Consider the following 26,948-nt stretch of genomic DNA (forward strand, 5'->3'; position numbering starts at 1 on the left):
TATACTAGCAACAGCAGACGAACTTATACTGGTCACACTATCGATGTTCGGTTAACACTGGCAGTAATATTTCCAAGGTGGATGCCACCCTGACCTCAGCAGCTGAAATCGGTAGTGTTCAGATAAGTTGGTTCCATGCGAAAGCGAACGCTTGAAGCCAATTTTCGACGCTGCTTGCTTTGGAGTGGCTGAAGCAGTTTGAGAACTGGTTTGTTCGTCGTTTTAGTTCTTGAAAGACACGTTCGACGCTGTTCCGATTACCATGTTTTTCGTATCTGTAATTGAGGCCGTATCGGTGCAGTGTTGCTTGCAGCCACGGTGCAGAATCGACGAGAACGACCGCGTCGTCGACGAGATATTTGTCGCGGAGTTCAATAAGAAATATCTCGATAATCGCTTGATTTCTAGTCGGAGAAAGCTTGACGTTCAGCAAGCGGTTCGTGTTGGAATCGACAGCAGCGTACAGCCAGGACCGTTCGTCGTTCAGCTGGATCACGGTCTCGTCAACCGCGACATGATCCGGGTTCGCGCCATCGAGCGGCTGTAGTTTGGCCTTTTACACCCAGTTGTGAACGGTTGTTCGACAGCGTTTGACACCCAATATGTCAAGAATTGAACTATAATAGAATGTGATAGTCAGGCCAGATGGAGTCGGATACCGAGCTTCTTCGCGGGTTCGGGTGTCGCCTCTCGCTCCAGAAAATCTAACTCGAAGCAGGCGCTACCTCTGATGAGGCGGGCGATTTCTGGCATTGACCACTAGAAGTTCGCTCCGCCTCACTCTTCATCCTTATTCGAACACCGCCTAGAATCTTGCTTTCGGCTATTTGGTCGCCTGCAGTTAGAGTTCGAGACTTGGCAAATCGGCACTTACTGCCTTAATCCTACTTCGGGGGTTTAATCTTGATCCGTCCGAGCCACTGTAAAATCGATCGAATGTACTGTATCCACCGAGCTGAGCAACTGACGTTTGCCCGAGCGAACACATCTGTTGAGCGGAAGAAATACCCGTTAGTTTGCTGAATGACTGGTACTGCTTCGGACGGCAAGCGGCATCTTTCGTTCGGATACGGCTGAATCACGGTTCTATCGCCTATTTGGACTTGAGTAGCTGAACCGCGGAAGTAAGATTAACCGAACACAAATGGCCAGCTCCGGGAATCATCCTGGTGTTCGCCATCTCGAACACCGAACCGTTGTTTGAGCTTCTATAACCGTGACTTAACAACTATTCAACGCAGCACGACAATCTACGAGAAAAAATTCTAACGGTTACTATAGAACGGATGGCCCCCATCTTGTCCCAACAGAAACTCACGGCTTCATTTATTAATGGAAAAGTTGCTCTGCGATGGTGTTCCGGAGGACCTCGCTGGTGCCCTCGTAAATCTCGTTGAGCTTCGCGTCGCGGTAGTAGCGCTCCACGGGGAAGTCCTTCGTGTAGCCGTAGCCGCCGTGGATCTGGATGCCCTCATTGGCGACCTCGCGGCTCACCTCGCTCGCGTAGAGTTTGGCCTGTGCGGCCTCCTTGATGAAGTTCTCCCCGCGAATCTTCTTGTCGGCGGCGTCGTGCATCAGCAGGCGCGCGGCGCGGGTCTTCGTGTCCATGTCGGCGAGTTTGTGCTGGATGGACTGGAAGTTCGAGATGGGCTGGTCGAACTGCTCCCGGTCCTGGCTGTACTCGAGGGCGGCGTCGAGCGCGGCCTGTGCGATGCCGACCGAGCGGGCAGCGATGGTGATGCGCCCGCCGTTGAGTGTCTTGAGCGCGTGGACGAACCCGCGGCCTTCCTCGCCGAGCAGCCGGTCCTCGGGAATCCACATGTCGTCGAACCGGAGTTCGGCGGTCGGACAGCCCTTGTCGCCGACCTTGTCCTCCGTCCCCTCAACGATGAAGCCGTCGTCCTCCTCCGGGCGGACGACGAACGAGGAGATGCCCTTGTTGCCGGCGTCGGGGTCCGTCTTCGCGAACAGCGTGACGGTGTCCGCGACCGAGCCGTTCGAGATCCAGAGCTTGTTGCCGTTGACGAGGTAGCCGTCGCCGTCCTTCTCGGCGGTCGTCTCCATCGCGGGGACGTCGGAGCCGGCGCCCGGCTCGGAGAGAGCGAACGCGCCGATGTCCTCCCCCTCCGCGAGCGGGGTGAGGTACTCCTCCTTCTGGGCTTCGTCGCCGAAGGCGTACACCATGTTGCCGGCCAGCGAGATGTGCGCGGCGACGATGGTGCCGAGGCCGCCCGAGCCCCGGGCGATCTCCTCGAGCGCCATCGGGTAGCTGTGGTAGTCGAGGCCGGCGCCGCCGTACTCCTCGGGGAACGGCATCCCCATCAGCCCGAGGTCGGCGAGTTCGTCGACGAGGTCCCTCGGGAACTCGTCCTCGTGGTCGATTTCCGAGGCCCGCGGGACGACCTCCTCGTCCACGAACTCGGAGACCATGTCCTTGATTTGCTTCTGCTCCGGCGAGAGACTGAGATGCATGAATCTAAATGCAGAGGGCTTCATGATATATCTTAATATAACGTCGAACGTGTGATAAACTCTATCAATGCTTTGAGCATCTCCCAGCCAAGTTTTCTCCGCGTTCATAGTTGGTGATTGCGACGACGAGTCGAAAGGACAGCGTAAGAAACCGGCAAGCGAGTCGAGTGTCACGTGCATCGCCCTCTTCTGAGGCTTGTTTGCTCTCGGTGACCTCGGCTGCAATCAGACTGGTCGATCCGGTTGAACGATTGGAGAGCTGTAGAGCGTGTCATAGAAAGCGTCACGTACGAAGTAGCAGGGGGCGCGAAGTGTGTCCAACACAAGCGCAACCCTGCAAGACGTAGCTTCGGTAGACGACTTCTTGAATGTCGCGGCTACCGAGACGGTACCGCTGTTCGAGCACCTTGAGTTCGAGTTTCTGCTGGAGTACGATGTGTTCGCCCCCTCGAAGCGTGGGCGAACACGAGTTCACCAGCCACCAGACCTCTTTCGCGGCTTTCTGCACTGCTACTACAAGGACATCTACGGCACACGTCCGGTTGCACGAGAACTCCAGCACGGCCTCGTCTGGTACTACTGCAGACTCGACAAACCACCATCCAGAGACACGATTGACCGGTTTCTCACTGACCTTGAACACGTCGTCGACGATATCTTTGAGAGGCTCGTCGAGCAGGCCGCCGCCCGCAGCCTGCTCGACTCGACGTACTCCATCGATTCGGCGCACATCGAGGCGGTCCAGTACAACGACGCTGCCTCATGGAACTACGATCTAACAACTGAAGAGTACTACTACGGCTTCGGCTGTACGATCGTCTCAACCGGTTCAAAGATCCCAATTGCGGCGGAGTTCACACAGGCCAAACAAGCAGACCAAGAGACGGCGATGCGCGTCACGTGTGACGCGCTCGCCGTCGATACACCGATCTGGATGCTTGGAGACAGCGCCTACGACATCCTCGATTGGCACGACCACCTGCTGGCCGCAGGGGTCGTGCCAATCGCTCCATACAATCCGCGAAATCCTGACGACCCGAAAGCCATCGAGTACAGGGTCGAAGACCAAGTCGAGGATGTTCAGCTGAAAATCCATCTTGGACGAGACGTATAACAACCGGATAGGGGTCGAACGAACCAGCGACGTAGTCAAGGACTGCGGCCTCGGGCTCGCGCGAGCCCGAGGCCGCGTCCACGCACGAACAGAAGTGTTCCTTGCGCTGTCCCTCGGACTCGTTGTTGCGATCACAAACTCCGAGCGAGGAAACGAACCGGGCTGTGAGAAGCTATGAGATGGATTCTATGGCACGCTCGTAGCTGTTGATGATATCGACAATAGTAGCTTAGAGATTTCTCATCTATGGGCATAGAATAACAAATGTACTATTGTTATTCCACAGATTCACCCCCCGACCATAGCTGGTGTTGATAATATCAACAATCTAGGGTCCGACCATTGTTGTAGTGAGCCTATTCGCTGCCATCAGACGATGCGCAAATTAGTCTTTAGTAATACGAAGGGGGTGCGACCTGATGCGGTATTCAATCCACCCCCTGTGGTATTAGTTAAAATGGCTGTGATGAATCGTCGGACGTAGTTTAATTTCACTATGCCACCGCCTGCCTGATGTTGTGAACCGTACATATCAGGTCGAGTTCGCGGAACTTTCCGTATATTTTTCGTGAAGCGGGGGATCTTTGACATAATCATCGGCGGTTTCCCGCTTTATCTCCCTAGTTCTAACGGTAGAAACCGACGCTATCCAGCGATTCACCGGGACCGAATTCGTTAGTATCCACCAGTCAATATTCGTGCAGTTCCGTCGGGGCCTCTCTATCGCTTCCAGTCCGCTTCGCGTTTTTCGAGAAACGCCGCGAGTCCCTTCTCAGCTTCTTCCGACTGCGTCCGTTTGACGAGTCGGTCCATCGCCTCGTCAAACCACGTTTCCAGCAGATCGTCTTCCATCCCTGTCCATAGGTCTTTCATTTCGCTAATAGACTTCGGTCCCGATGCAGTCGTCGAATGAGCGAGTTCACGAACGATATCTTCTACCTGCGTTTCATCAACTGCGTAATTGACGATTCCCATCGATTCCGCTTCAGTAGCGGTGAATTGATCGCCTGTCAACGACATTTCCATGATCTCTTTCTTTCCGAGACTCATCCGACCGTATGTGAGTCCGATTGGCGGGAGCGCCCCGATCTGTCCTTCTGGAAGCGCGAAGCTACTGTTCGTAGAGGCGACTGCAAGATCGCAAAGTAGAACGAGCTCACACCCCCCGCCGTTAGCAGCTCCCTCAACTGCCGCAATTATCGGTTTCGGATGATTGCGAACCGTTTGTACCGTCGGGCCTAGGACCTCTTCGAACATTTCCCTGGCGTCCTCTGTCGACTCAAGGCTTTGGATCTCCGCGATGTCGTCGCCAGCACAGAATGCTCGTCCTGCTCCCTGCAGAACTGTCGCTCGCACTTCGTCGTCATTCGCTGCCTTCTCGAGAGCGGCCTTCAGACCGTTCCAGCTCGACTTGTCAAGCGCGTTGAGTCGATCTGGTCTGTTGAGCGTGATCCATGCAGCGTATTCGCGTCGCTCATATCTAACCGTCTCGAACTCCGCCTGCTCGTATTCCCACTCGTAGAAGCCGGTTCCTGTCTTCTGCCCGAGTTCCTCGTTCGCCACCAATTCACGAAGGGATGGGTTGGGTTCATACTCATCCCAACCCGACCGGGCATGCAATTCTTCCAGCGTCTCGACAAGTCGGTCAATCCCGTACTCGTCAGCCATCTCGAGGAGGCCTCGCGGCCAGTTCATTCCGATTTGCATCGCCTTGTCGATCTCTGACTTCGTGGTCACGTCGTTCGCCAGCATCCACGCCGCTTCGTTAACAGCAGGCGCGACGAGATGTTTCGGATCGAAGTCATTGCGACGCTCCTGTGGAATCTCAACACGTGAGTACTCCCCTGGTTCTGGATAGGTGTAGAAACCCTCACCGGTCTTCATACCGTAATTCTCGGCCTCCTCCTTTTTTTCAAGCAGATCGGGGATGTGCAGGTCGACCCCTCGATCTTGCATCGAGTGGGCAGCCATGGTAGCGACATCTATACCACTGAAGTCGAGAACCTCGAACGGCCCCATTGGAAGGCCGATTCGCCGGATCGCGGCGTCTATTGTTTTCCTGTCTCGCCCCTCTTGGTCAACCTGACGAACTGCCTCAAGCCAGAATCGGAGATTGATCCGATTGATAAGGAATCCAGGGATATCCTTCTCAACGAGTACTGGGGTCTTGCCAATCGCCTCGCTGATTGTTTCAGCCGCCTCAAATATATCGTTGGCCGTTTCCTTACCCCGGATAACCTCGACGATGTCCATAAGCTGAACGGGATTGGAAAAATGCAGGCCGACGACCTTGCTCGGTCGATCCGTCGCGGACGCAATTTCGGTGATCGGGAGAGTACTAGTATTGGTCGCTAGAATCGTTCTTTCCGGTGCGTGGTTATCGATCGTACCAAAAACATCCTGTTTCAAGTCGATGTTCTCAGGCACTGCTTCGACGACAAGATCGGCATCACCGTAGGCTTCTTCCTCTGATGTCGTCGTCTCGATCTGTGCTAATACGGCATCCGGATCCTCAGTGAGTTTCTCGAGACTTCCTTCGATTTTTTCGAGAGCGGTTTGCAAGACGTCCTCGTCGATGTCGATAATCGTAACGTCGTATCCAGACATCGCAAAGGTTTGAGCGATACCATGGCCCATTGTTCCGCCTCCGACGACAGTCACAGTCTCTACACTTTCGGTTAGTGACGCACTCATTTTTTCACCGTGATTAAGATGTCTCCGCCGGCCTTGTTATAATTTTCCCTAGTCTCTAATGCTTCATCGGTCATTGGTTGGCTCTATTGCTCTTCCGAGGCCTCTCACAATACCATAGGAAAATCACGTTCTAGTGGTTTAATCTCATTCGAGGTACTACCGGGTGCTGCTGGTGATGTAGTGGAAAGTGCGATCTTCGGTGGGCTTCTAGAGGGCATGAAACAGCCGGCAGAGAAGAGGACTCGACGCGCTAGTGTCATTACCGCTAACCCACTCGATTCACGACGGGATACGAAGCTACGAAGGGACGCAGCTGGCCAAGCCGCGTCCCTGTCCACACTACAGGGGAAGCGATTACCGCAAACATGATTCACGCCCACGGCGCTTCGCCGTCCTCATCACTGAGGACGGCTTTGAGGACGTAACGGTTACCATCCAGCGATACTGGTGCAAGCAGTACGAGAAACGGGTCGACGCAGAGATGTCCGAACGGTTCTACGAGGACTGTCTCTACTGCAAACCAATCGTCGACCTCTGGCTCTACCATGCCTCGGAGAATCTGTTCAACCGGAGTAAACGGATTCCCCACATCCACTACGGCATCCAGGTTGACCGGGATACAATCCAGCGGTACGCTGAACTGTTTAGTGGCCGAGTCAACGACCATCACGGTAGTAACTCAGACATGATCTTGAGGAACCGTGCCCGTAACGCAACGTTAACGACTTACACTCACCAACTCAAAACGACAATTTCTCAAAATGTTTCCTACATCGATAGGGTGACGGTCGCCGACGAACCACTCTCGCTGAATTTCCTCTCGCTTCTGTTTGGAACGGAAACCGCTGTGGAATTCTGTGAGTAGTATGCCGACGAACTGGCCGCCGAAGACGTGGTCGGTATCGTCGGGGTTGCGGACGAGACTACCCTGGCTAAGAAGGGAGCGAAGAAGCCATCGCGCGAGGAGCACGCCAAGCAAAAGACACCCGGAGAGCCGAAGAAGCCGTCCGGCAACGGCTTCTGCGTCGCCGGCAGCTATCTCCCGCAACTGGGCTGTATCGCCAGCCTCTAGTGTCGTAACACCGACTTCGCGTGGCTGCTCACAGCCATGCTTGTCGCCTCCACTTGAGGGAGTTGACTAATGGATTGCCAGTGGTGAATCTAGCTACAACGACACGGTTGCGCACAAAGAGTCGTGTCTCGTCCACGAGTTGCGACAGTTCGTATAATCGGACGGGCTGTCGTAGCCCCCAGAGCTGTCAAGAGGTTCAGAAGTACCACAGCTATCTCCCGGTAGTGTAAGAAGAGTTGTACGCGGAATGAGTCATGGTCTTCCGCGAGAAGTACCCGGCGTTGTGGGACGAAAAGATCGAGACGTTTAGTGGTCTGGTCAGTACAAATGCGATTGAGGGCAGCAACTGGCGGTTGAAATACGGGACTCCGAACGCCGTACACGCGGTACCAAACGTGCGTACGGCTCTACTCGCGCTCCACGCGATGTACGATTTGTTCCGCAATAGGCGTCCTCAGGTAAGTTTCACCCAATGATTTGGGAACTTCACCTGCGAGGATGTGATGAGCCAGTCGGCGTCACCGACTGGCCCGTCTCGTCAGCACGGTCTCTCGAAAGGAGCAGCATAGCGTCCCGAAACGAGCAGAAACAGGGCGACTGCGCGTTCCCCCAATGGATACTGCACCACCGCATTACGGTGGTGTCTGCAACGGGAGTGAAATACCACCCTCTCTTACTGGCCACTACTCATGCACGAAACCGAAGAAAAGACGCTGAACAGCCTCGTACCACTCGGTCTAATTCATGCGTTTCAGAGTTGGTTTCGCGGGTTTCAGGGCCAGCGGGTCGGAGACCCGCGGCCCTGTCCGAAGTGCGGTGAAACCACGGTCTGGAAGAACGGCTACCGAACGGATCGGCTCTTCGCCATCCTCATCACCGAGGATGGCTTCGACGAGATCACTGTCGAGATTCAGCGGTATCAGTGCTCCGAGTGCAGACATTCCTACGATGGCGATATCGGGGAGCTGTTCTACGAGGACTGTGAATACGCCAAACCAGTCGTTGATCTCTGCCTGTTCCATGCGGCGAAGAATCCGTTCCACGCGTGCGAACGGATTCTTCAGAATCAGTACGGTCTCCAGGTTGACCGCGATACGATCCAACGCTATGCCGAGCTGTTCGGCGACGAAGTCGCCGAGCAGCACAGCGTCACGATTGCCGGCTGCATCCTCTCGATGAACTTCCTCTCGCTGTTGTTCGGTGTCAGCACCGTTGACGAACTCAAAACCGAGTTCGCCGACGAACTCGCTGCCGAGGACATCGACGGTCTCGTCGGGGTCGCCGACGAGACCTATCCGGCGAAGAAGGGCGCAAAGAAAGACCTCTACGAGGAAAATATGCGCCGGAAACAGGAGGGAGAAAACCCGAAGAAGTGGCCGGAAGGGTTCACTGTCGGATGTTCCTATCTGACTCAGCTGGGTTGTTTCGCCGGACTCCAGTGTCGGAACACCGCCTTCGCGCGAGCGCTGGCGCTCGCGCTCGTCTTCCCGCTCTTGGGTGTGGATTATTGGCTCACCGACGACAACGACTGCTACAACGACATCTTGCCGGATCGGGTGAAGTGTCTCGTCCACAAGCTCCGGACACGCGCTCGCAGCGACGAGCGCGTGTCCGAACTGCACGAGGCGGGCGAGTTAGAGGAGTTGCGGGAGTATCTCGAAGACGAGTACGAGACTGCGTACGAGGAGATAGTGGCGACACTCCGTGAGGAGCACCCATCGTTCTGGGACGAGGACGAAGAAGAGTTCAATGGGCCAGTGAGTACGAATGCAATCGAAGGGGGGAACTGGCGGCTGAAATACGGCCTTGGAGTCCCGTACGCGCGGTGCCATGCGGCACGCGCGCGTACATCGTTGTTGGCGCTGCGTGAATCGATGTCGACGTTCACAAACGGCGAGCCGGCGGAGAGCTTCGCTCACCGCCACGGCTCATTTAGCTTTGAGCAGGTGTTGGGTGAGTCCTCGACACAGCCGCTACCGCCCCGGAAAGAAGATCACGTAACTCAGGCGGCGTAAGAATCAGAAGGAGGAAGCAGCGGGTAAGGCTCTGCGTTTCACCCGAGTACTCCTCAGCACCCCGCATTACCGGCCAAACACTTATATGCACAGCATCAATTTGGGAGCGTATGCGACAAGTGCATCCCGACTATAATGAGTCGTCGGGACTCGTCGTTGACGGGTCGATTCGTATTGCCGCCGATGACAATCCAGTGCTGATAGGGACCGAATGTTCCGAGTGCGAGTACGTTGTCTTTCCATCTCGGCCGTTTTGCCGCAATTGTCTTTCGGACAACGTCTCTGATGTCGAACTTGCACGAACAGGACAACTCGAGACCTACACCGTCGCACATACTGGTCAAGAAGGAATCGAACCGCCGTACGCATTCGGCTTTGTGAACCTGGAAAACGTACAGATTTACTCCCGTTTCACCGAGTGGAAAGAAAGATCACTCGAAGTTGGCGACCAAGTGGAACTGGTACTTGAAAAAATCAAGACAGATACGGAGACCGGTGAACCGTTGTTTGGCCATATGTTCCGCCCCATGGAGGAAGAACAATGACTGAAAACGAAGTAGCTGTCGTCAACGTCGGTCAGTCCGACTTCGGCGAACTGGAGGGACAGCGCGTAACTGAGTTTGGGAGCAGAGCCGTTCGTGAAGCGCTCTTGTCTTCGAGCGTTGAACCAGATGATATCGAGGAAGCGTATATCGGTAATGTCGCTACTACTGCTCAGGATCAAACCAGTGTTATTGGCCAAGCAATACTCCGAGAAGTAGGGGTAACAGGTATCCCGATCATCCGAGTTGAGAACGCGTGTGCCAGCTCAACCTGTGCATTCCAAGAGGCCTATAAGAGAGTTCAATCAGGCGAATCCGATATCGTGCTCGCTATGGGTGTTGAGAAAATGACTGGTGTCCCGACGGAGGTTGCTCTCAAAGATATGGCTGGTGCGGCGGACGCAGAAGTTGAGGGTGCAATGGGGATGACGTTCATGGGTCTCTACGGGATGCGCGCTAACGCCTACATGAATCAGTTCGGTAATGTACGCGAGGAATTGGCCGACATCGCGGTCAAAAATCATGACAATGGGCTTAAAAATCCACGGGCACATCTTCAGCTCAACGTTGACCGCGACGACATCCTTGAATCCCGCCCAATCTCCGATCCTATCCGGCTGCTTGATGCCTGTCCAATGTCAGATGGAGCAGCAGCAGCAGTCATCGCACGCACCGAAATCGCCGAAGAGTTGGTTGAAGAACCAATCTACGTCGATGCTGCCGAAATGTTGAGCGGCAATTACCTTGAGGAGGTCGAATTCTGGCGTGAAGAACTTGACGAACGCGTGGCCCAAAAGGCCTACAGTGAGGCTGGTATCGGCCCGGATGATCTGGATGTTGTCGAAGTTCATGATGCGGCTACCATCGGCGAGCTAATGCATTATGAAGGACTCGGGTTAGCGGATCAAGGGGAAGGTGCTTCACTCGTCCGGAGTGGTGACGTTATGCTCGATGGTCGTACTCCGGTTAATCCAAGTGGTGGACTCAAGTCACGCGGTCATCCCGTGGGAGCAACGGGGGTGGCCCAGATCTGTGAACTCGTCTGGCAACTCCGTGGCGAGGCGGGAGCCCGGCAGGTTGAAAATCCGTCTATTGGATTAGCCCAGAACTCGGGTGGCGCACTTGTAGGTGAAGGCGGCGTATCGACAGTAACGATCCTCAGTAACCGCTGAACTTTTTTCGTTTTTACTAGATATTCGGTTTCACCTTCCTATCTGAAGATCTGTCGGTAGACACCTCTGAAAATTGTTTCCCAATCGGCAACAGCAGAATAGGTTGTTACCCCGAACCTATATATATGGGGGCACATAACAAGAATTCATGGAGGTCATAGATGGATTCCCATCGACTAGTGGAGACGAATATCCGCTCAACACGACAAGATTCATCGAGGCGGCAGCACGAAACGTTCCTGATCGGGAAATCGTCTCAGGGACAGGTGAAGACCAGTTCCGGTACACCTACGGAGAGGCGTACGAACGGATGCAGCGCTTGGCCAATGCCCTCGAAGAGTTGGGTGTTGAGGCCGGAGATCGCGTAGGTGTACTTGCGTGGAATGATCACCGTCACTATGAATGCTATTTCGGTATTCCCGGAACCGGTGCCGTTTTCCTTCAGCTCAATCTCCGACTGCATTCAGATCAACTACAGTATGTGTTAAATCACTCGGAACCGCGATTCTTAGTGGTCGACGAATCCCTTCTGGAAGTCGCTGAAGGTGTCGCCCACGAGGTCAGTTCCATAGAGGGATTCGTCGTCATGACTGATAACGATCTCGACGAGGTCGAAACCGATCTCGAGCCGACGTTCTCCTATGAAGATATATTAACTGAGGCGGAGCCGGAGTACGATTGGCCATACATCGACGAAACATCGGCATACAGTGCCTGCTACACGACTGGAACGACGGGGCGTCCCAAAGGAGTGTACTATTCCCACCGGAACATCTACCTACACACGATGCAGTTGGCGAACTCCGTCGGTATCTCACATGAGGACTCAGTCGCTCAAATCACGCCGATGTTCCATGGACAGGGCTGGGGACTGGCCTACGCTGCGACGTACGCTGGCGCAAAGCTCGCGTTCCCGGGCCGATATCAGGCGGAAAATCCCGAACCGCTGGTTGATCTCATCCGTGACGAGGACGCGACCGTAACAAACGGGGCACCAGCTATTTTTATGCCGATGCTCGATTACATTCGAGATCTCGACGATATCCCGAACTGGAACGATCTACAGATGATGTCTGGAGCAACAGAGCCGCCGCTGGACATGATGCAGGGATACAAAGAACTCACGGGGGCAGAGATCGTCCATGCATATGGCGCAACTGAGACGACCCCGCTGGTAACGATGAACTTCATCAAGCCGTCGCTTGAAGAAGACCTCTCTGAGGAAGAAAAGCTCGATATGCGGCGCAAGCAGGGACTGACTGTCCCGGGTATCGAGATGAAAATAGTCGATCCTACCACAGGCGAGGAACTGCCACACGACGGTGAATCCGCCGGAGAAATTCTCATCCGTGGTCCATGGGTGACAAGCAGTTACTATGACGACGACCGAACGGAACATTCGTTCACTGACGATGGGTTCTGGGAAAGCGGCGACGCCGGGGTAATCGATAAGGAAGGATATCTAAAGATTACTGACCGTATCAAGGATGTTATTAAAAGCGGTGGGGAATGGATTTCGTCTGTCGACATGGAAAACCTCCTCATCGAACACCCGAATGTCAGAGACGCGTGCGTTGTTGGCCTTGAACATCCGGAATGGGAAGAGCGCCCATTCGCACTTGTTGAGGTCGAAGACGATTTCAATCGTGAAGAACTCGATGAAATTCTTTCCCAGCGGTTCGCCGACTGGCAGCTCCCCGATGAAATTGAGTTTACCGATGAAATTCCAAAAACAAGTGTGGGGAAAAACAACAAGAAAGTAATCCGCGAAGAGTACGAAGGTCGATATCTCGATTGACAGCATCTTAGACGACATTCAAACAGGGATATGACAGGCATTAATTTCGACGTTGACGAAGAGACGCAGCTCGTATTGAACAGCCTTGATGAGTTTATTGAGCGTGAGGTCGCCCCCTTAGCGAGTGGCCTTGAATCGAAACTTAACAATCCCACCTTGGGTCGACGAGCAAACGGTCAACCCACCGAGGAGATACTCGAAGCGATTCAGAGTATTCGTCAAAAGAGTGGTGAGGCGGGGTTTTACGCCATGCATATGCCCGAAGAGGTTGGTGGCCAAGGGGTCTCAAAAATAACGTGGTACGCAGTGAAGCGCCACGTCGCTTCGAAGGGACGAGGGCTCTCTGAGCATGTCCTCAAGGGGCCGGAGGGGCCAAATGCGCTATTGGGTCTTGCTGAGGGTGAACAGGTCGAACGGTACCTCAAGCCAGTCGTGCGTGGTAAGAAATCGACTGCATTCGGTCAAACTGAACCCGATGTCGGTTCTGACTCACCCTCGATGTCGACCGAAGCTGAAAAGAACGGCGACGAATGGATAATCAACGGCCGAAAGCAGTGGATTACGAACGCGGCATTCTGCGATTTCGCCCTTGTGCTGGCTCGGACAAAGCCGCTGGCGGAGGTCGATCGGCGATACGATGGTATCACTTGTTTCATCGTCGAACGCGACGAGTTCGAAGTCGGATCAGTCAACAACGCTATTGGCTTGGAGGGTTGGCAAGCCGAAATCCTTCTGGACGACGTTGCCGTATCTGAATCACGCGTTCTTGGCCCCAAGCATGGCGCATTTCGAGATGCAATGGAACTATTGACGATGGGTCGACTCGAACTCGGAGCAGAAGCTGTTGGCTACTCGCAGTATCTGCTTGAGAAGAGCAGGGAGTATGCACGGGAACGTGAGGCGTTCGGGGAGTCCATCGGGTCATTCCAGCAGGTGTCAAGCATGTATGCACGAGGACGTGCAAAAACGTATATGGCAGACGCTGGGGGCCTACGAACTGCATGGAATCTGGATCAGGGTAATGACATCGTTGAGGATGTCTCGATCTTCCATTGGTTCGCGACTAACGCTTTCTGGGAAATTGCGGACAACGCGGTCCAGATTCACGGCGCAAACGGCCTATCAGAGGACAATCCATTTGTTGATCATCTCCATCTAGCTAGAGTGCTTCGGATCGTAGAAGGAACTGACGAGATCCAACTCAACACGATCGCTAAGCAAAATGATCTCCTATAGACAAAATAAGATGGATTATAAATATTACGACGATTTCATCGTCGGCGAAACTCACAAAACCGATGATGTCGAAGTCACCAAGCAGGAAATCCTTGAGTTCGGGCAGAAATACGATCCGCTTCCGTTCCATATTGACGAAGAGGCAGCAGCGAAAACGCCGTTTAATGGCGTAATCGCCAGTGGACTGCAAACCTTTGCACTCTCCCAGAAACAGGTTGTCGATAGTTTCTTTCGAGAAAGCCACCTGCTGGGGAGCGTCGGTTTTGACGAAGCAGAGTTCCCGAATCCTGTTCGTCCCGGAGATATACTTTCCACGACACTTGAAATCCTTGAGAAGCGCCCATCAAAATCCAATCCTTCCCGAGGACTCGTGACGATTATGCGGAAGGTCGTTAATCAACACGACTCCGTTGTCCTTCGGGTAACCAATAATGTTCTAGTAGAACGGCAATAGGAATAGCATGGTTGGTCCACCGTTCTATTCTGAAGGACGGGGTTGTTTAGACACTCGTCAAAATACGGTTTAGCGGTCCTATACTCAGCTTTGCACGTTAGCGTCGGCGGTTGAGTGAACGAAGAGGTGGTCGATCTCTTCCATAAGGGCCACAATCATCGTTGTCTCGAACCCACGAGAGAAGGTTGTACACTGCTTCCTTCAGGGAATGTTCGAGGTTCGCTCGAAGCGGATAGACTGTTTTGTCGTCAGCGTAGAAGGCGTAGATGAGGTCTTGGCCCCAGACAGTATCACCTTCAGCGTGATCGTAGAAGCGGCCAATGCGGGGGACTTCGTCCCCGGCTTTCTCGGTGAAGGTGTCGTCAAGGATGATGTAACCATCCTTCGACCAGCGCGTTTCACCGTGTTTTTGGAGTTCTTCGAGGCGTTCGTGGTTGAATTGCTGTTCATCCCAGTTGTATTCAGTCACCGTCTTTGTGAAATTCTTCACTGAGCACTACTATCTCGGCCTCTACCCGACAACGGAATTCACCAAAGATGGTCAAGAGTTAGTTTCTGGACACCGCAAGAAGTACCTCTCAGATCGGTTCAACCCGGGGAATTTCCCACAGAACAATCGAAAGAGCAGCACCGTCGAAATCTGGTTATCAGAGCTGGCCTTGGAACAATCTCTAACCCGATTCAAACTGCCGAGCAACCTCCAGACAGTACAAATCCAGCGGGTTGAGGATCTCATTCTAGAGGGCGTTCGACCGCCGGAATCAGGTGATGAGCGAAATCAACTCGTTGAAAATCAGTTGAAAGGGGCAATCAATCCGGAGGATACAGAATGACAGAGCAAGGTACCTTTGAGATCACTCGTCTGGAGGAGCCAGAGATCCATTTCAACGGAGGCTCGGACGTTTCTCCGAAGCGTGGGTTGATGGAATACGGACCTCGATTAAAGAATAACGAACATCAAGCAATCAACGTAGCTGCCATCGGTGATGCCGAATCTATTCGATTGCTTGACGACCTATTCCTTGATTGGAGCACTGTCATTCACCCCGATTTAGACGACGATAAGATCCGTCCTTGGCGTATCCCATTTCCTGGGTTGAATTCTCGATCCAACCTGAACACATCAATCGCCTTTCCTGAGCGGTGGCGTTACCGTATTCTGAAGGGCGAGATCCGGTCGGTGCAGGCACATAATACGAAGGAAGGGAAGTTCCAAGAGTTCCTGAGTTTAGTTCGAGAGGAGATCGATTGGTTATCGGATGATGACCCGACACCCGACGTCATCGTTGTGTGCATTCCAGACGGAATCATGGAGGAATTACGAGACGGCAAACACGGTGACGTGATTGTTGGTGGGAAAAACCTCCATAGCCAAATCAAGATCGCCGGGATGGAGAATAGCATCCCGACACAACTGATCAAGCCAGAGACGTTGAATACAACGTCTCCGCAGGACAGAGCGACGAAAGCATGGAATCTCAGTCTCGGATTGCTCTACAAGGCACAACGAGGGCACCCGTGGAAAACTAAGAAGATGGACCACGGTACCTGCTATGCTGGGCTCTCGTTTTACCGTGACAAGGATGGAGATGGGAACGTTGTTCGTGCGGCATTAGCGCACGTGTTCGCCAGGAAAGATTATAACATCATCCAGAGCGAGCCATTGAAAGACATCTCAGAGGACGAAAACGGGCAACCACACGTCTCGAAAAAGGGAGCTGAGAACATCGCTGAACAGATTGTCAACTACTACAAAAAACGGAACCGCGGCTCGGTTCCTGAGCGGATAGTCATTCACAAGTCCTCTCCGTTTTGGGACGAGGAACGCGAAGGCTTCCAGGCCGGTGCGGAAGAGGTCAGATTGCACGATTATGTTCACATCAGAACCCGTGGGACGGGAGTGAGATTATTCCCGGACGGTGACTTCCCGCCACTTCGAGGAACGTTGCTTTCCGTTCCTGACGACGACGTCCACTACCTCTACACCACGGGGTATGTCCCAGAGGTGGCGACCTATGAAGGGAGTAACATTCCTGAACCGATTGAAATCAGACCAGATATCCAAACCGAGAGCGACTATAAAACACTCTGCGAAGAAATCCTCTTCCTGACGAAGTTAGATTGGAATACATCCGATTTCGCCGTCAAGGAACCGATCACTCTCAAGGTTCCGCGGAAAGTTAGCAACGTAATCTCTGAACAAGGGATTGACCCTGTTGAAGCCGACAAGCAATATTACTACTATATGTAAATTCGTCAAACAATAACAGAATCAATATAGACGTTACTGTTCGTGATAGATGGTCACCTGCTTCTGGAGATGTTCGAACACATCTTCAGCGATACCAACGTCAGAGGCACCTGTGACAACTACCTTTCCGTTAGCAAATACCAAAAGGACAGCTGGGTAATCGGCAGGCCGATAGATGAGACCCGGGAATTGTTCAGGCTCATATTCGACCGATTCCAGACCTAACGCGATAGAGAGCGTATTCAAATCTACCGGATTATCCAGCTGGGCCGTACAGACCACGTTCTGTACCGTGAATCCTGTTTCAGTCTCTGCGTCTACGATGTCCAGGTCGGATAGTGACATGAGGAAGGTGTCGTTCGTCTCGTACAACTGTTCGAACGTAGAGCACCCACTGATGATGTATTTCCCACTCCGATAAACCGTGATAAGCGGACCACCCTCAACAAGCCGGAGGTAGAGACCATGGTAGTTCGAAGGGTCGTATTCGGTGTACGGCAGATCCAAATCGGACTCGACCTCGGCGACGTCGAGTTCCACACCCAAATCTCCCGACCCGACAGCGTTCGCAATAGAGATCATTCGTCCTTTGCCTCTGTAGGAGAGACGACGTACGCCGCTGTTACTAGTTCCGGTTCTTGGGGAGTAACGTGCTTCTCTTCCTCAAGCCTGGATAGCTCCTCTTCACGTTCTCGTCGGAGACTCTCGAGTTTCTGCTTCGCGTTCCCAATCGGCGCAGACATATCCGCACCATGCTCAGCCCGCTGTTGGTACTGCTCTAACCGCTCCTCCCACTCTTCGATTTGCTCTTCGAAGTATCGCTCAGCGTGCTCACGTTTGATTTCGATCTCCCGTTCTCGTTCGGTTCGGGCCTCTTCAGCAAACGACTCAACGTGCGTCCACGCCTCCATCTCTGCGGCATCGTAGAGGTCCTCAGCCATACTCGAGAGCCGATCAACCTCGTGCGACAACGAGACGTCACTGGGAGCGACCGTCTTCGAGAGTTCGGGAACATCCGTCGTTACACTGCCATCCGGGCGAGCGTAGAGGCGAACGAACTTCTCAGTCACCACGTCGCCGGCACCGGAGACGTAGCCAAGGCGGTAATTAAACAGGATTCCAGGGGTTCGAGACGCCGTCGCAGCGACCTTCGTCGCAATTTCACCCTGGATCCGGTCGCTGTCCAAGCAGAACTCGATGAGCGACTCGACGAGAGGATGGTCAAGCGAGATGAACTCGACATCATCCTCCTCCATCGCGATATCCTTGGTAAACGTGGCGCGTGGGTACTGTCGTGCTACCTGATTTCCACTCAGCACCTCAGGGACATCCAACTGGAACACGTCCCCTTCCATCCGGGCCGGTCCGGGTCGAACACCCTTAATAGAGCTGCCGAATTCGTCGAAGAACACACGCACGAGCGTCTCGATATCGTCCTCCGACACCTCGCCGTGCTGACTGCGTTCGATCACGTCGAGAATCTCATCGTCTTTGCCGGAGAGGTCGAAACGGTCGCGAATCAGGAACTCGTTTTCGACGGTCTGAATCGCTTCGCGTTTCTCCTCGATGGTCGCCTCGATATCGGCGACGACACGTTCAGTCGGCTCCCCTTCAGCGATGGCCGCCATAATCGTCTCGTCCAGGTCGACGTCCTCGAGGACGCGACCGAGGACATCTGAGCGCATCCCGAGGTCCGACTCGATCTGGTTCGTCTTCTCGATGAGCAGGTTGAGGATCTCGCTCTCGCGGGTATCGGCGAAGAAGAGATTCCGAATCTCGACCGTGTGCTCCTGGCCGTAGCGGTGGAGCCGCCCCATCCGCTGGTCGATCCTGATGGGATTCCACGGGAGGTCGTAGTTCACCATGATGTGGGCGAACTGGAGGTTGAGTCCCTCCTGTGCGGCGTCGGTGGCGAGCATCAGGTTGGCCTCCTCCTCGAATTTGCTCATCTCTTCCCGTCGACGGGACTGCTCGAGGTCGCCGTACACCTGGGCGACGTCGTGGTCAGCGAAGACCCCGTCACGTAGATACTCCAGCGTGTCCGTGTACTCGGTGAAGATCAGGATTTTCTCGTCGGGGTCCTCTGAGAGAATACGGTCGACGAACTGCCGGAGCAATCGGGCCTTCGAGTCCGTCTCGATGTTCTTGGCCTGCTGCCAGAGCTGTTTCACGCGGTCCAGTTCCTGCTGGACTTGCGACTGATTGAGCGTTATCGTGACCGTTTCAAGCGCTTCCTCAACCCGAGCGCGTTCTGCATCGGTCAGCGTCTCCGGTTCGGTACTATACCGCGGAATGAGGTCCTGAACCTCATCGGGGAGGTCCTCGGCAACGGCGTCGTTCTGAATCGCCCGCATCCGGTTTTCGAGGGACTTCCGAATCGCGTAGATACTCGAGACCAGCCGCTTCTGGTAGATGACCATCGTGAACCCCGCCGCCTGGTTCTCCTCTTGCTGGGCGAGGTTGTAGTACTCGCGGATGTACTCGGTGACGTCGTCGTACAGCTTCCGCTCCTCGCGAGTCATCTCGACCGGGAGTGCCTCGATGTTCTTCTCGGGGAACATTCGGGTCCCGTCGGTCTCGTACATATCGTCCTTCAGACGGCGGATCATCAGGTCCTCAAGCGCCTCGGGACTGATCTGCGACTCGTGGCTGAAGCGATACGGATCGAGCAGGCTCACGAGGAAGTAGAACTGGTCTGATTTCCCCTTGTGCGGGGTCCCGGTGAGCAGCAGCAACGCATCGGAGTTGTCAGCGACGGCCTCACCGACTTGGTATCGCTGTGTCCGCTCGATTGAGTCGTCGCTCGACCGTCTGGCTGTAAGGTGATGGGCCTCGTCGAAGACCGCAACGTCCCACTCCTCGTCGAGATTCTGGAGGGCATCGAGGACGGAGACGCGGTCCGACTCGGGGTCGTCGGTGGTCTGCTTCGCGAAGTCGATGGAGGTGATGATGAGGTCCTCTTGCTTCCAGACGTTCTGGTTGGGATGGGACTTCCGGTGTGTACGGACCGTCTCACGGTCGTAGATGACGAAGTTGCGGTCGAACTTTTCGCGCATCTCCTCCTGCCACTGGACGGTCAGCGGGGCCGGCGCGACGATGAGCACCCGGTCGGCGCGGTCGCGGGCGATGAGCTCCTCGATGACGATCCCGGCTTCGATGGTCTTCCCGAGGCCGACCTCGTCGCCGATGAGGTAGCGGTGGTCGTAGGAGTTGAGAATCTCGTAGGCGGCTTGGACTTGATAGGGTTCGATCTCGATGCGGTTGCTGGTCAGCGAGAGGAATCGGTCGTACTTGTAGGCGAGATCGAGTCGGATCGCCCGCTCCCGAAGATCGTAATGGAGCGGGGCGTCGGATTGGCCGGCTGCGAGCCGGTCGACAAGCGAATCGAGTTTCTCGATGTGAGGGAGGCCGCTGGGGAGTTTGCGGAGCTGGCCCTCCGAGGTGTAGACATGGAGGAGGTGCCCGCCGTTGGGCCGTTCCTCGATTTTCGTGATTTCTCCACGTCCGCCGGCGTACTTGACTTGATCGCCGACCTCAAAGTCAGTCATCCTCTAATGTATTTTCAATCCGTTCGACCGCATCCTCCTCAAACCCATAGAGAGTATAAACAATACGATTTACAAGATTATCTGATTTCTCAATTTTGTCCTTCAGTTCATCAGCTCGTTCCTTAGTCGTAAGATATCGATCTAAGCCATCGGAAATATCAGATAACTCGGGGAGTGTGAGACTTTCGAGCCTATCAACAGGCGAGTTGGTTTTCGTTGCCGTCTCACGGAAGCCAGCGAATCCGTCACCTCTCTCAATGGCCACAGGAACGAATTCCTTGATTAGAGTCGCTTTCTCCTCAGTTAAGCCTACAAATTCCATTGCCGAATAGTAATCAGTCTCTGTGTACCCCCACTGATCGGTTTCATATTCCTCCGGTTCTTCGGGTTTGTACCGTGCAGTAATATCGATCGTAATCTTGGAACCCGACTCCTTGACCCTCACGTCTTCAGCCCTAAGGCTGTCCTGTGTCTCAGTGGTCTCCGAAATGATTGAATCGCCAACTCCAGTCGGAGGTTGATACTCAGCGAGTTCACCTAATTGATCTCCGTCTGAATAGGAGCCAAAGTAGTCTAAAATATTCAGATTCAGCTCATGGTGCTGGTTTTTAAGACGGATTATTTCCTCAACCAGGAAGCCGAGGAAATCATGGGTGGCCCCACTACTAACTTCAAGCTCATCCGTCAGCACCGGACATCTCACCTGAGTACTGCCCTCAACGAATTCGTCATACCACTCGTGGCACCGACTCAAAGCAGCCTCATCTGCATCAGTTGAGATCTCTGGGAGAGAGAAGGGATTGAGGTAGTTGGTCTTGAAGGTAAAGTATCCCCCTCGCAGAGTATAGCCCGTGTTACTTAGGAAGAACCAGAGAACGGGGCTGTTCAAGACTGCTAATATGTACTCTGGTGAGAGCTGTGTTGACTCCTGCGTGAGGAGGCCATAAACCTTCGTAGTATGGTAAGTCCCATCAGGATCGTACGTGAAGTTGGGGCCATAGCTGATCTCTGGCGTGACGATCTTTTCTTTCTGGAACTCCGTCAGATTTTTTGGATAGACATAGTCGTACCACCGATTATGGTCCATTTTGCCACCCTCCCTCCCTCTAAGATCCTCCTCATGTCGCTTGAGGTACTCGTAGGTCCTCGGATACTTCTTTTCCAATTCATCTTCTTCAACAAATTCTGAATTGTCGCCATCGATATGATACGGGAAGATCACCCAGTATCGCGGATTCAGAGGCTCATACCGATGTACGTCCTCTCCTTTAAGAAACGGTTTCAATAGATCAGGTTCAAGATGCCACGTCTCCTCATCAACTTGATCCACTACTTCGATTAGCCCATCATCTGTTGTCTCTCCAGTTTGCTCTAAGAGGTAAATACGGTCTGCGCTTGTCTGTAACCCGACAAATATGTCCGTAGTTTCCTCTAACGTTGGTCCTGCCTGTTCTATGGTATCCAGTACTTCCTTAACTTCCTCAGTACGGAATATCCATGGCTCTTCTGAATAATCTGCGGGGATTTCTCGGTGTTCAACTGACTTGTCTGTAATCAGCTGTTCAGGGTTTGTTTGTGCGTATTGGAAGGTGTCGTTATTCCCCTTCCTCAATAATAGGATACAGGTATAGACGGAAACTTGATCCCATACTTGTTTGTGACCAAACGAAGTGACTTGATAGAGTGCCTGTTCTTCAGAAAGGTAACTTCGAAGGCCCTCACCAAAGTCCCCTTGGAAGAATTTGTGAGGTTCAATATAACCCAATATACCGTCTTCAGAAAGGAGGTCGTATCCCTGTTCTGTGAAGTTAACATAAATGTCAAAGTTCCCAGTCGCAGATTCGTAGCGTGATATATAATAATCGGCAACATCAGGATTTGCCTCTCTGATCGTTTGAATCCGCATATACGGCGGGTTCCCGAGAACAGCATCAAACCCAGGATCATCAGCATCTTCCCCATCCGCAGTATAGAATACTTCTGGGTATTCTAACTTCCAATGGAAGTAGTTATCAAGATCTGCCCACTTTTGAGCATCTTGATACCATTGCATTTCAGCGAGCGTGTTCCATTCCTCATCATCTTCCAGTGAAGCTGCCATTCTTTCGTAGGCATCATCTGGAATGTTGTCTAATCCGAAGTCTTCCGCTGTACGGACATTCGCCATAGCCTCAAGCCGCTGTCGAAGCTTATTCCGCTCAAACTCGTCGTACTTGGCCTCCATCTGCTTGACATCAGCGAGATCCTGGTTCTCGATGGCGATGAAGTCCTGATAGATTCGCATTAGCTGTTCGATGGTCCCCTTCCGGGCCACACCGAAGTCAGCGAGTGTCGCGTTCTGCCCGTCACCACCAGCATCGGACTCCAGTTCCTCAATTTCCTCAATGTCGCTCCCGACCAACGAATTCCCCGTCTTCAGGTGGTGGTCCAGGAACGCGAGCGGCTGTTCAGCAGCGAGCGTCCGAAGCCAGAGGGACACTTTCGCGAGCTCGACGGCCAGCGGGTTTAGGTCAACTCCGTAGATGCAGCGCTGTGCGACCTGCCGACGGGCCCAGTTGATGTCGTGCTCCTCGTCGACAGTCTCGATCCCTTGCTGTGCAGCTTGCCGCTCCTGAGCATCGATGATCTCACGAGCGAGGTAGTCAATTGCGCTCGTCAGGAAGTGGCCGCTTCCCATCGCAGGATCGAGGATTTTGAGGTCGAAAATGCGCTCTGCGAATTCCGCTGCAAAGCCACGCTCACCTCGGGCACTCTGTGCCATAAGGTCGTTCCGGATGTCCGTGACGAGCGGTTCCAGCGTCTCCTCGACGATGTACTCAACGACGTACTCCGGCGTGTAGTACGACCCCGTCGCCTTCCGTTCCCCAGACCCGGTCGTAAGGTGGACTTCCCCCTTCTCGACGATCACCTCGTCACCCTCGTCGGCGGGAACGTACTCACCGTCCTCCAGCGCGAGCGGTTCGTCGGCGACGTCAAGCTGATACTCGAGAAGCCCTTCGTAGATGCTCCCGAGGTGGCGGACGTCCAGCGACGAGTAGTCGACGAAGATCTTCCCGCCGCCGTTGCCGTTCTGACTCCGGGTGAGCAGTTCGATCACTTGAGCGAGGTAGGCGTCCCCGACCTGGTGGGTCGCGAGGAACCGGGCTTCGACGCTGTCGTCCTCGTCCGGGTCAGTTCTGAACAGTCCGCCGTTGTACGCTGGGATGTAAAGGTCCTCCTCAGGGATACCGCGCGACTGACTGCCCTGGTCGATGAGTTTGAACAGCTCGTCCAGTCGGTCCCAGAGGTTGTCTTGCCAGTCGCGATACTTCGGATTCGGGCTGTCGAGTTCTTCAGCGACGTCCTGCTTGAGTGTATTCAGACTGTAGGATTCCTCGTAGATCTCGTTGTTCGTATCGAGCAGGTCACGACCCTCACTCTCTGCGTAGAGCACGAAGATGAGCCGGTAGAGGTAGATGAGCGAACTGTCGTGAATGAGGTCGAGATCCTCTTCGGAGAGGTCGTTGTCCGGGTACTGCATGAATCCCTCCGAGAGCACCTTGATCGCCTCGTAGATGTTGTCCTGGAGGTCCGCTCCCAACTCCTGGGCGAAGACATTAGACTCGTCGTAGACTTCGTCGAGGAAGCACTCGCCGCTGGAGTCCTCGAGGAATGCGCCGTGCCTGAAGAAGAGGTAGAAGTATTTGAAATCTTCAAGATCGCCTTTTTCGAGGACGGTCGGCAGGTCGATTTCGTAGTAGGAGTCGAGGCGGTGGCTCGTCGGACCGTAGTAGAGCCGCCACTTCTTCCCGTCAGTGAGGACGGCCCACCGCGCCGGCGTCTCCTGCAGGTAGACGTGAATCTGGTAGCTCGGGTTCTCGAAGTCCCGCTCGTGTTCCCCGCTCCCGCGGGTATCGAGCGGACGACCCCAGCGCTTGGCGTCCGCGACGGCGACGGCGTCCTTGTAGAAATCGCCACCTTCCTCGCGGCGCTCGAACGCACCGCGTGCGGCGTCCTCGGTCTCGAAGAAGCCATAGTCGGGACGGCGCTGGGTCCGGCTGGTACTCTCTTCGACCTCGAAGGGGATACCCAGTTTCCGGAACATCGGCCGGATAAACTTCTCCTCGAGCTGGGACTCGTTACGCTTGGGAGCCGTACCCTTCTCGCGCTCCCACAGGTCCATGATGTCCGCTTTCGCCTCGCGGAGGTCCTCGTCGCTAAGCTCGTCCCACACCTCGGTTTCGGGGAGGTGCTCGTCCAGGTAGTAGTTCGAGAACAGGTCGCGATTCGTCCGGTAGGTGAGTGCCGTTTGCATACGTTATAGTGGAGTGACGATGAGGAACTGGTCCGTGTCCTTGCTGTCGATGATAGCGTGAGCGACGTCCTTCGTATCGGCAACGTCGACGTCGACATCGTCGCCGATCCCGGCTTCAAGCATTTCGAGCTCAGAACCCGAGATGTTCACCCGCCCGGAGTTGCCTGAATTCCGGGCGATTGTTTTTCGAGTCATTCGCGATGCTTTGCCCAACTGACCGCCATTATATAGTCTTTACTTAGACTATTCCGTCTCGGTTGATACGATTACCAGCATCGAAGTCACGTCAAGCAGGCCGGAGATCACGCCAGCGCACGTCGACAGTTTCGCCATCATCCAATTCAACGCGAAAGAGATACCCCTCCCGTTCATCATCGGTCACAGCTCCTGCATCGTCAGAAATGATCTCAACAACTGTTCCGCGACGCCCATGGAGTCGATCGTGATCAGGATCCGTCTCATCAGGGATATCAATTCGAACCGAATCACCGGTGTCGAAGCGTCTCATAGTGGTTTCAGCGGGTTTGAATCCTAAAGAAGATGGCTAAGCCGATTAAGAGGACGCCACCAACACCAAAACCAACCATCGATGGGTCCGGTAGTGATGGAATGAACCTCTTCACCTGAGGAGTAAGAATGAACCCGCCGGCATATCCTCCGACGGAGATGTATCCAGCAGCCAATAGGCGGACGAACCACTGTTCCACAATTGTATGCGAGCGGTGATCAGCATCTTCAGCTGGACGAGGATCAACGATTTCTGGGTCGGGTTTCTCTCGCTTCAAGTATCGCCATTCATCGAGATACATGCGAACAGGGAGAACCGATTCGATCTCATTCAAGATAGCATACCGCGCTTTGTTCAGCCGGCGGTATGATTGAAGACTTTGATACCAAAAGTAGCAAATCAGACTACCGAATCCTGATGCGAAGAGAACGATCGCAGCGTTAGTGGTCGTGAGATTGCCGCGGGCGAGGGCAAAGAGACCGGCCAGTATCGAGGTTAAAATCAGACCGAAAAAGCGGTTCATCTGGACTCGCTGATTGGCTGTCTCGATCGCAACCTCCCCGTAATGTATGTACTGCTCCATCAGTCGATTCTTCTCGTCCTCACTTAGATTAGCCAGCGGTCCAGTTGTAACATCTTCCTCCTCAGATGGCTCAGCAGGGTCCCCTCCGGTGACCTCTTCAGAGTGTTCAGGTTCTGTTTCGGGCGTGTCTCCATCGTCAGTATCGGCGCCATCCTCTGAGAGATCAACCGCCGCTTCGTCGGTTGAATCAGGCATATTCAGCGAGTGCGTCGACAAGCGAGGCCTTTCGCCATCCTACCTGAGTATCTGCGACTTCTTGGATTTTCTCGGGGACCTTCGATTGTCCCTCTGGAATGATTGCGATCACCGGCTTGTCCAGTTCATCGGCGAGTTCCAGCTCCTCCGGGATCCAAGTGCTGTGAGCACCGTACATTCCACTACTTACGACGACAACCGACGCCGTTTTCATCTGGTTCCGGAGTTCAGAGCGAAGGGCAGACTCGGTATCCACGGGCAGGGGGTCAGTTGAGGGGACACTATGATTCTGCCACTCGAGCGACGGAACCTCGTCAAGGAAATCAACGATACGCTCGTAGTGTTCGTCGTACTCCCACGAATGGGAGACAAAAACGTTGTACCGCTTGTCCTCAAGTCGAGTTGCAGCGCGTGCTAAGCGAGGGAGTGATTTCCCAGTATTTCCGCCTGAGGAGGAAGAGGACTCTTGAGTCGACGAGCCTGCAGAGGCCAAGGCTTCCAGCCCTTTGTAGGCACCATATAGGAGCAAAGCACCGCCAGCGATTTTTTGCCCAGACGAGAGCCCCTGCTGGTTCTGAGTATCGGTAGAACTGCGGCTCAGGGAATCGTCGGTCGGGACAAGGCCCGACTGTTGGTCATTCGGCTCGAAGAGCGACGGTTGAGAGGAACTGAGCTCAGGGAGACTGTTATCCCCAGATTGCGTGACTGTATAAACGGGGCCGAGTTCTCGAACTGTGAACTCCTTTCCGAGATCGTTCCCTTTATAGGTCGGTAGTAGGCGATCTCCATCATCGCGATAGAATCCGGTAGGTAGACCGTTGACGGCTGACTTCAGAACGAATCGAACAGCTAATTCGGGGTTTGGACTGCCACGAATATCATCAAACGCAGCCTCCCAGGTGGTTTTCAATGGGGAGGAGGTGTCTTGGCTCATAACCGTATGAACAATCCGTTTTTAAATAGTATAAGTTCTTCCCCCCTGGAATATCGGCAGATTTGG

At 54.0% G+C, this 26,948-nt stretch carries 19 protein-coding genes and 3 pseudogenes; 10 read left to right on the top strand and 12 right to left on the bottom strand.

Translation table 11 applies throughout. The features are described 5' to 3' along the window. Positions 1-118: 118 nt before the first annotated feature. A pseudogene (locus tag NL112_RS21260) lies at positions 119-753 on the bottom strand (IS6 family transposase). A gap of 576 nt (positions 754-1,329) precedes the next feature. Then, on the bottom strand, positions 1,330-2,472 hold the full coding sequence (locus NL112_RS21265; protein WP_246989507.1) for an acyl-CoA dehydrogenase: 1,143 nt from the start codon (positions 2,470-2,472) through the stop codon (positions 1,330-1,332). Positions 2,473-2,785: 313 nt separating this feature from the next. On the opposite strand from NL112_RS21265, the pseudogene NL112_RS21270 reads away from it, so the two are divergent. Next, positions 2,786-3,764: pseudogene (locus NL112_RS21270) on the top strand (transposase). 542 nt (positions 3,765-4,306) lie between these two features. Here the strand turns inward: NL112_RS21270 and NL112_RS21275 are convergent. Then, positions 4,307-6,280, bottom strand: coding sequence for a 3-hydroxyacyl-CoA dehydrogenase/enoyl-CoA hydratase family protein (locus NL112_RS21275; protein WP_255152960.1), 1,974 nt, complete (start codon positions 6,278-6,280; stop codon positions 4,307-4,309). A gap of 370 nt (positions 6,281-6,650) precedes the next feature. Beyond that, entirely contained in the window at positions 6,651-6,947 is a 297-nt protein-coding gene (locus NL112_RS21280) for a hypothetical protein (protein ID WP_246989443.1), read from the bottom strand. A 225-nt stretch (positions 6,948-7,172) separates the two neighbouring features. Between NL112_RS21280 and NL112_RS21285 the strand changes: the two genes are divergently transcribed. From NL112_RS21285 to NL112_RS21315, 7 genes are all read left to right on the top strand, one after another. Then, the gene (locus NL112_RS21285; RefSeq protein WP_246989444.1) at positions 7,173-7,352 is read left to right on the top strand and encodes a hypothetical protein; all 180 of its coding nucleotides are present in this window, start codon (positions 7,173-7,175) and stop codon (positions 7,350-7,352) included. 689 nt (positions 7,353-8,041) lie between these two features. Next, a complete protein-coding gene (locus NL112_RS21290; RefSeq protein ID WP_049987710.1) occupies positions 8,042-9,367 on the top strand; it encodes a hypothetical protein in 1,326 nt (441 codons plus the stop codon). Between the two features lie 110 nt (positions 9,368-9,477). Then, a complete protein-coding gene (locus NL112_RS21295) occupies positions 9,478-9,912 on the top strand; it encodes a Zn-ribbon domain-containing OB-fold protein (protein ID WP_246989445.1) in 435 nt (144 codons plus the stop codon). Then, on the top strand, positions 9,909-11,081 hold the full coding sequence (locus NL112_RS21300) for a thiolase C-terminal domain-containing protein (RefSeq protein WP_246989446.1): 1,173 nt from the start codon (positions 9,909-9,911) through the stop codon (positions 11,079-11,081). Before NL112_RS21295 ends, NL112_RS21300 begins: the two co-directional genes overlap by 4 nt. 148 nt (positions 11,082-11,229) lie before the next feature. Further along, positions 11,230-12,879 carry a long-chain-fatty-acid--CoA ligase gene (locus NL112_RS21305; RefSeq protein WP_246989447.1) on the top strand — a complete coding sequence of 550 codons (1,650 nt, stop codon included), beginning with the start codon at positions 11,230-11,232 and terminating at the stop codon, positions 12,877-12,879. 30 nt (positions 12,880-12,909) lie between these two features. Further along, on the top strand, positions 12,910-14,115 hold the full coding sequence (locus tag NL112_RS21310; protein WP_246989448.1) for an acyl-CoA dehydrogenase family protein: 1,206 nt from the start codon (positions 12,910-12,912) through the stop codon (positions 14,113-14,115). Positions 14,116-14,125: 10 nt separating this feature from the next. After that, positions 14,126-14,569, top strand: a complete 444-nt coding sequence (locus NL112_RS21315; RefSeq protein ID WP_246989449.1) for a MaoC family dehydratase — start codon at positions 14,126-14,128, stop codon at positions 14,567-14,569. Between the two features lie 214 nt (positions 14,570-14,783). On the opposite strand, the pseudogene NL112_RS21320 reads toward NL112_RS21315, so the two are convergent. Then, positions 14,784-15,044: pseudogene (locus NL112_RS21320) on the bottom strand (IS701 family transposase); the annotation flags it as partial. A 1-nt stretch (position 15,045) separates the two neighbouring features. Here NL112_RS21320 and NL112_RS21325 point away from each other — a divergent pair. Further along, the gene (locus tag NL112_RS21325) at positions 15,046-15,402 is read left to right on the top strand and encodes a hypothetical protein (protein WP_254841520.1); all 357 of its coding nucleotides are present in this window, start codon (positions 15,046-15,048) and stop codon (positions 15,400-15,402) included. Then, complete coding sequence (locus NL112_RS21330; RefSeq protein WP_254841521.1) at positions 15,399-16,820, top strand: argonaute/piwi family protein; 1,422 nt, start codon at positions 15,399-15,401, stop codon at positions 16,818-16,820. Before NL112_RS21325 ends, NL112_RS21330 begins: the two co-directional genes overlap by 4 nt. Positions 16,821-16,853: 33 nt before the next feature. Here NL112_RS21330 and NL112_RS21335 read toward each other — a convergent pair whose 3' ends face one another. The 7 genes from NL112_RS21335 to NL112_RS21365 form a co-directional block, all read right to left on the bottom strand. Then, positions 16,854-17,402 (bottom strand): TATA-box-binding protein, encoded by a 549-nt coding sequence (locus NL112_RS21335; protein WP_254841522.1) that lies wholly within the window; start codon positions 17,400-17,402, stop codon positions 16,854-16,856. Beyond that, positions 17,399-20,368, bottom strand: a complete 2,970-nt coding sequence (locus NL112_RS21340; protein ID WP_254841523.1) for a DEAD/DEAH box helicase — start codon at positions 20,366-20,368, stop codon at positions 17,399-17,401. Before NL112_RS21340 ends, NL112_RS21335 begins: the two co-directional genes overlap by 4 nt. Then, entirely contained in the window at positions 20,361-24,662 is a 4,302-nt protein-coding gene (locus NL112_RS21345) for an Eco57I restriction-modification methylase domain-containing protein (RefSeq protein WP_254841524.1), read from the bottom strand. Before NL112_RS21345 ends, NL112_RS21340 begins: the two co-directional genes overlap by 8 nt. A gap of 3 nt (positions 24,663-24,665) precedes the next feature. Further along, positions 24,666-24,857: a hypothetical protein gene (locus tag NL112_RS21350; protein WP_049908457.1), complete on the bottom strand. Its 192-nt coding sequence runs from the start codon at positions 24,855-24,857 to the stop codon at positions 24,666-24,668. Between the two features lie 91 nt (positions 24,858-24,948). Beyond that, positions 24,949-25,170, bottom strand: a complete 222-nt coding sequence (locus NL112_RS21355; protein WP_082226615.1) for a DUF8139 family protein — start codon at positions 25,168-25,170, stop codon at positions 24,949-24,951. Positions 25,171-25,177: 7 nt separating this feature from the next. Beyond that, complete coding sequence (locus tag NL112_RS21360) at positions 25,178-25,948, bottom strand: RipA family octameric membrane protein (protein WP_144050371.1); 771 nt, start codon at positions 25,946-25,948, stop codon at positions 25,178-25,180. After that, positions 25,941-26,882: a TIR domain-containing protein gene (locus NL112_RS21365; protein ID WP_254841525.1), complete on the bottom strand. Its 942-nt coding sequence runs from the start codon at positions 26,880-26,882 to the stop codon at positions 25,941-25,943. The genes NL112_RS21360 and NL112_RS21365 overlap by 8 nt, the downstream gene beginning before the upstream one ends. Positions 26,883-26,948: the final 66 nt, after the last annotated feature.

Source organism: Halorarius halobius (assembly GCF_024298865.1).
Lineage (GTDB): Archaea > Halobacteriota > Halobacteria > Halobacteriales > Haloarculaceae > Halorarius > Halorarius halobius.

Coding starts and splice junctions, on each gene's coding strand:
- NL112_RS21265 (WP_246989507.1), bottom strand. CDS start 2,472: ATGCATCTCAGTCTCTCGCCGGAGCAGAAGCAAATCAAGGACATGGTC.
- NL112_RS21275 (WP_255152960.1), bottom strand. CDS start 6,280: ATGAGTGCGTCACTAACCGAAAGTGTAGAGACTGTGACTGTCGTCGGA.
- NL112_RS21280 (WP_246989443.1), bottom strand. CDS start 6,947: ATGGTCGTTGACTCGGCCACTAAACAGTTCAGCGTACCGCTGGATTGT.
- NL112_RS21290 (WP_049987710.1), top strand. CDS start 8,042: ATGCACGAAACCGAAGAAAAGACGCTGAACAGCCTCGTACCACTCGGT.
- NL112_RS21295 (WP_246989445.1), top strand. CDS start 9,478: ATGCGACAAGTGCATCCCGACTATAATGAGTCGTCGGGACTCGTCGTT.
- NL112_RS21300 (WP_246989446.1), top strand. CDS start 9,909: ATGACTGAAAACGAAGTAGCTGTCGTCAACGTCGGTCAGTCCGACTTC.
- NL112_RS21305 (WP_246989447.1), top strand. CDS start 11,230: ATGGAGGTCATAGATGGATTCCCATCGACTAGTGGAGACGAATATCCG.
- NL112_RS21310 (WP_246989448.1), top strand. CDS start 12,910: ATGACAGGCATTAATTTCGACGTTGACGAAGAGACGCAGCTCGTATTG.
- NL112_RS21315 (WP_246989449.1), top strand. CDS start 14,126: ATGGATTATAAATATTACGACGATTTCATCGTCGGCGAAACTCACAAA.
- NL112_RS21330 (WP_254841521.1), top strand. CDS start 15,399: ATGACAGAGCAAGGTACCTTTGAGATCACTCGTCTGGAGGAGCCAGAG.
- NL112_RS21335 (WP_254841522.1), bottom strand. CDS start 17,402: ATGATCTCTATTGCGAACGCTGTCGGGTCGGGAGATTTGGGTGTGGAA.
- NL112_RS21340 (WP_254841523.1), bottom strand. CDS start 20,368: ATGACTGACTTTGAGGTCGGCGATCAAGTCAAGTACGCCGGCGGACGT.
- NL112_RS21345 (WP_254841524.1), bottom strand. CDS start 24,662: ATGCAAACGGCACTCACCTACCGGACGAATCGCGACCTGTTCTCGAAC.
- NL112_RS21350 (WP_049908457.1), bottom strand. CDS start 24,857: ATGACTCGAAAAACAATCGCCCGGAATTCAGGCAACTCCGGGCGGGTG.
- NL112_RS21355 (WP_082226615.1), bottom strand. CDS start 25,170: ATGAGACGCTTCGACACCGGTGATTCGGTTCGAATTGATATCCCTGAT.
- NL112_RS21360 (WP_144050371.1), bottom strand. CDS start 25,948: ATGCCTGATTCAACCGACGAAGCGGCGGTTGATCTCTCAGAGGATGGC.
- NL112_RS21365 (WP_254841525.1), bottom strand. CDS start 26,882: ATGAGCCAAGACACCTCCTCCCCATTGAAAACCACCTGGGAGGCTGCG.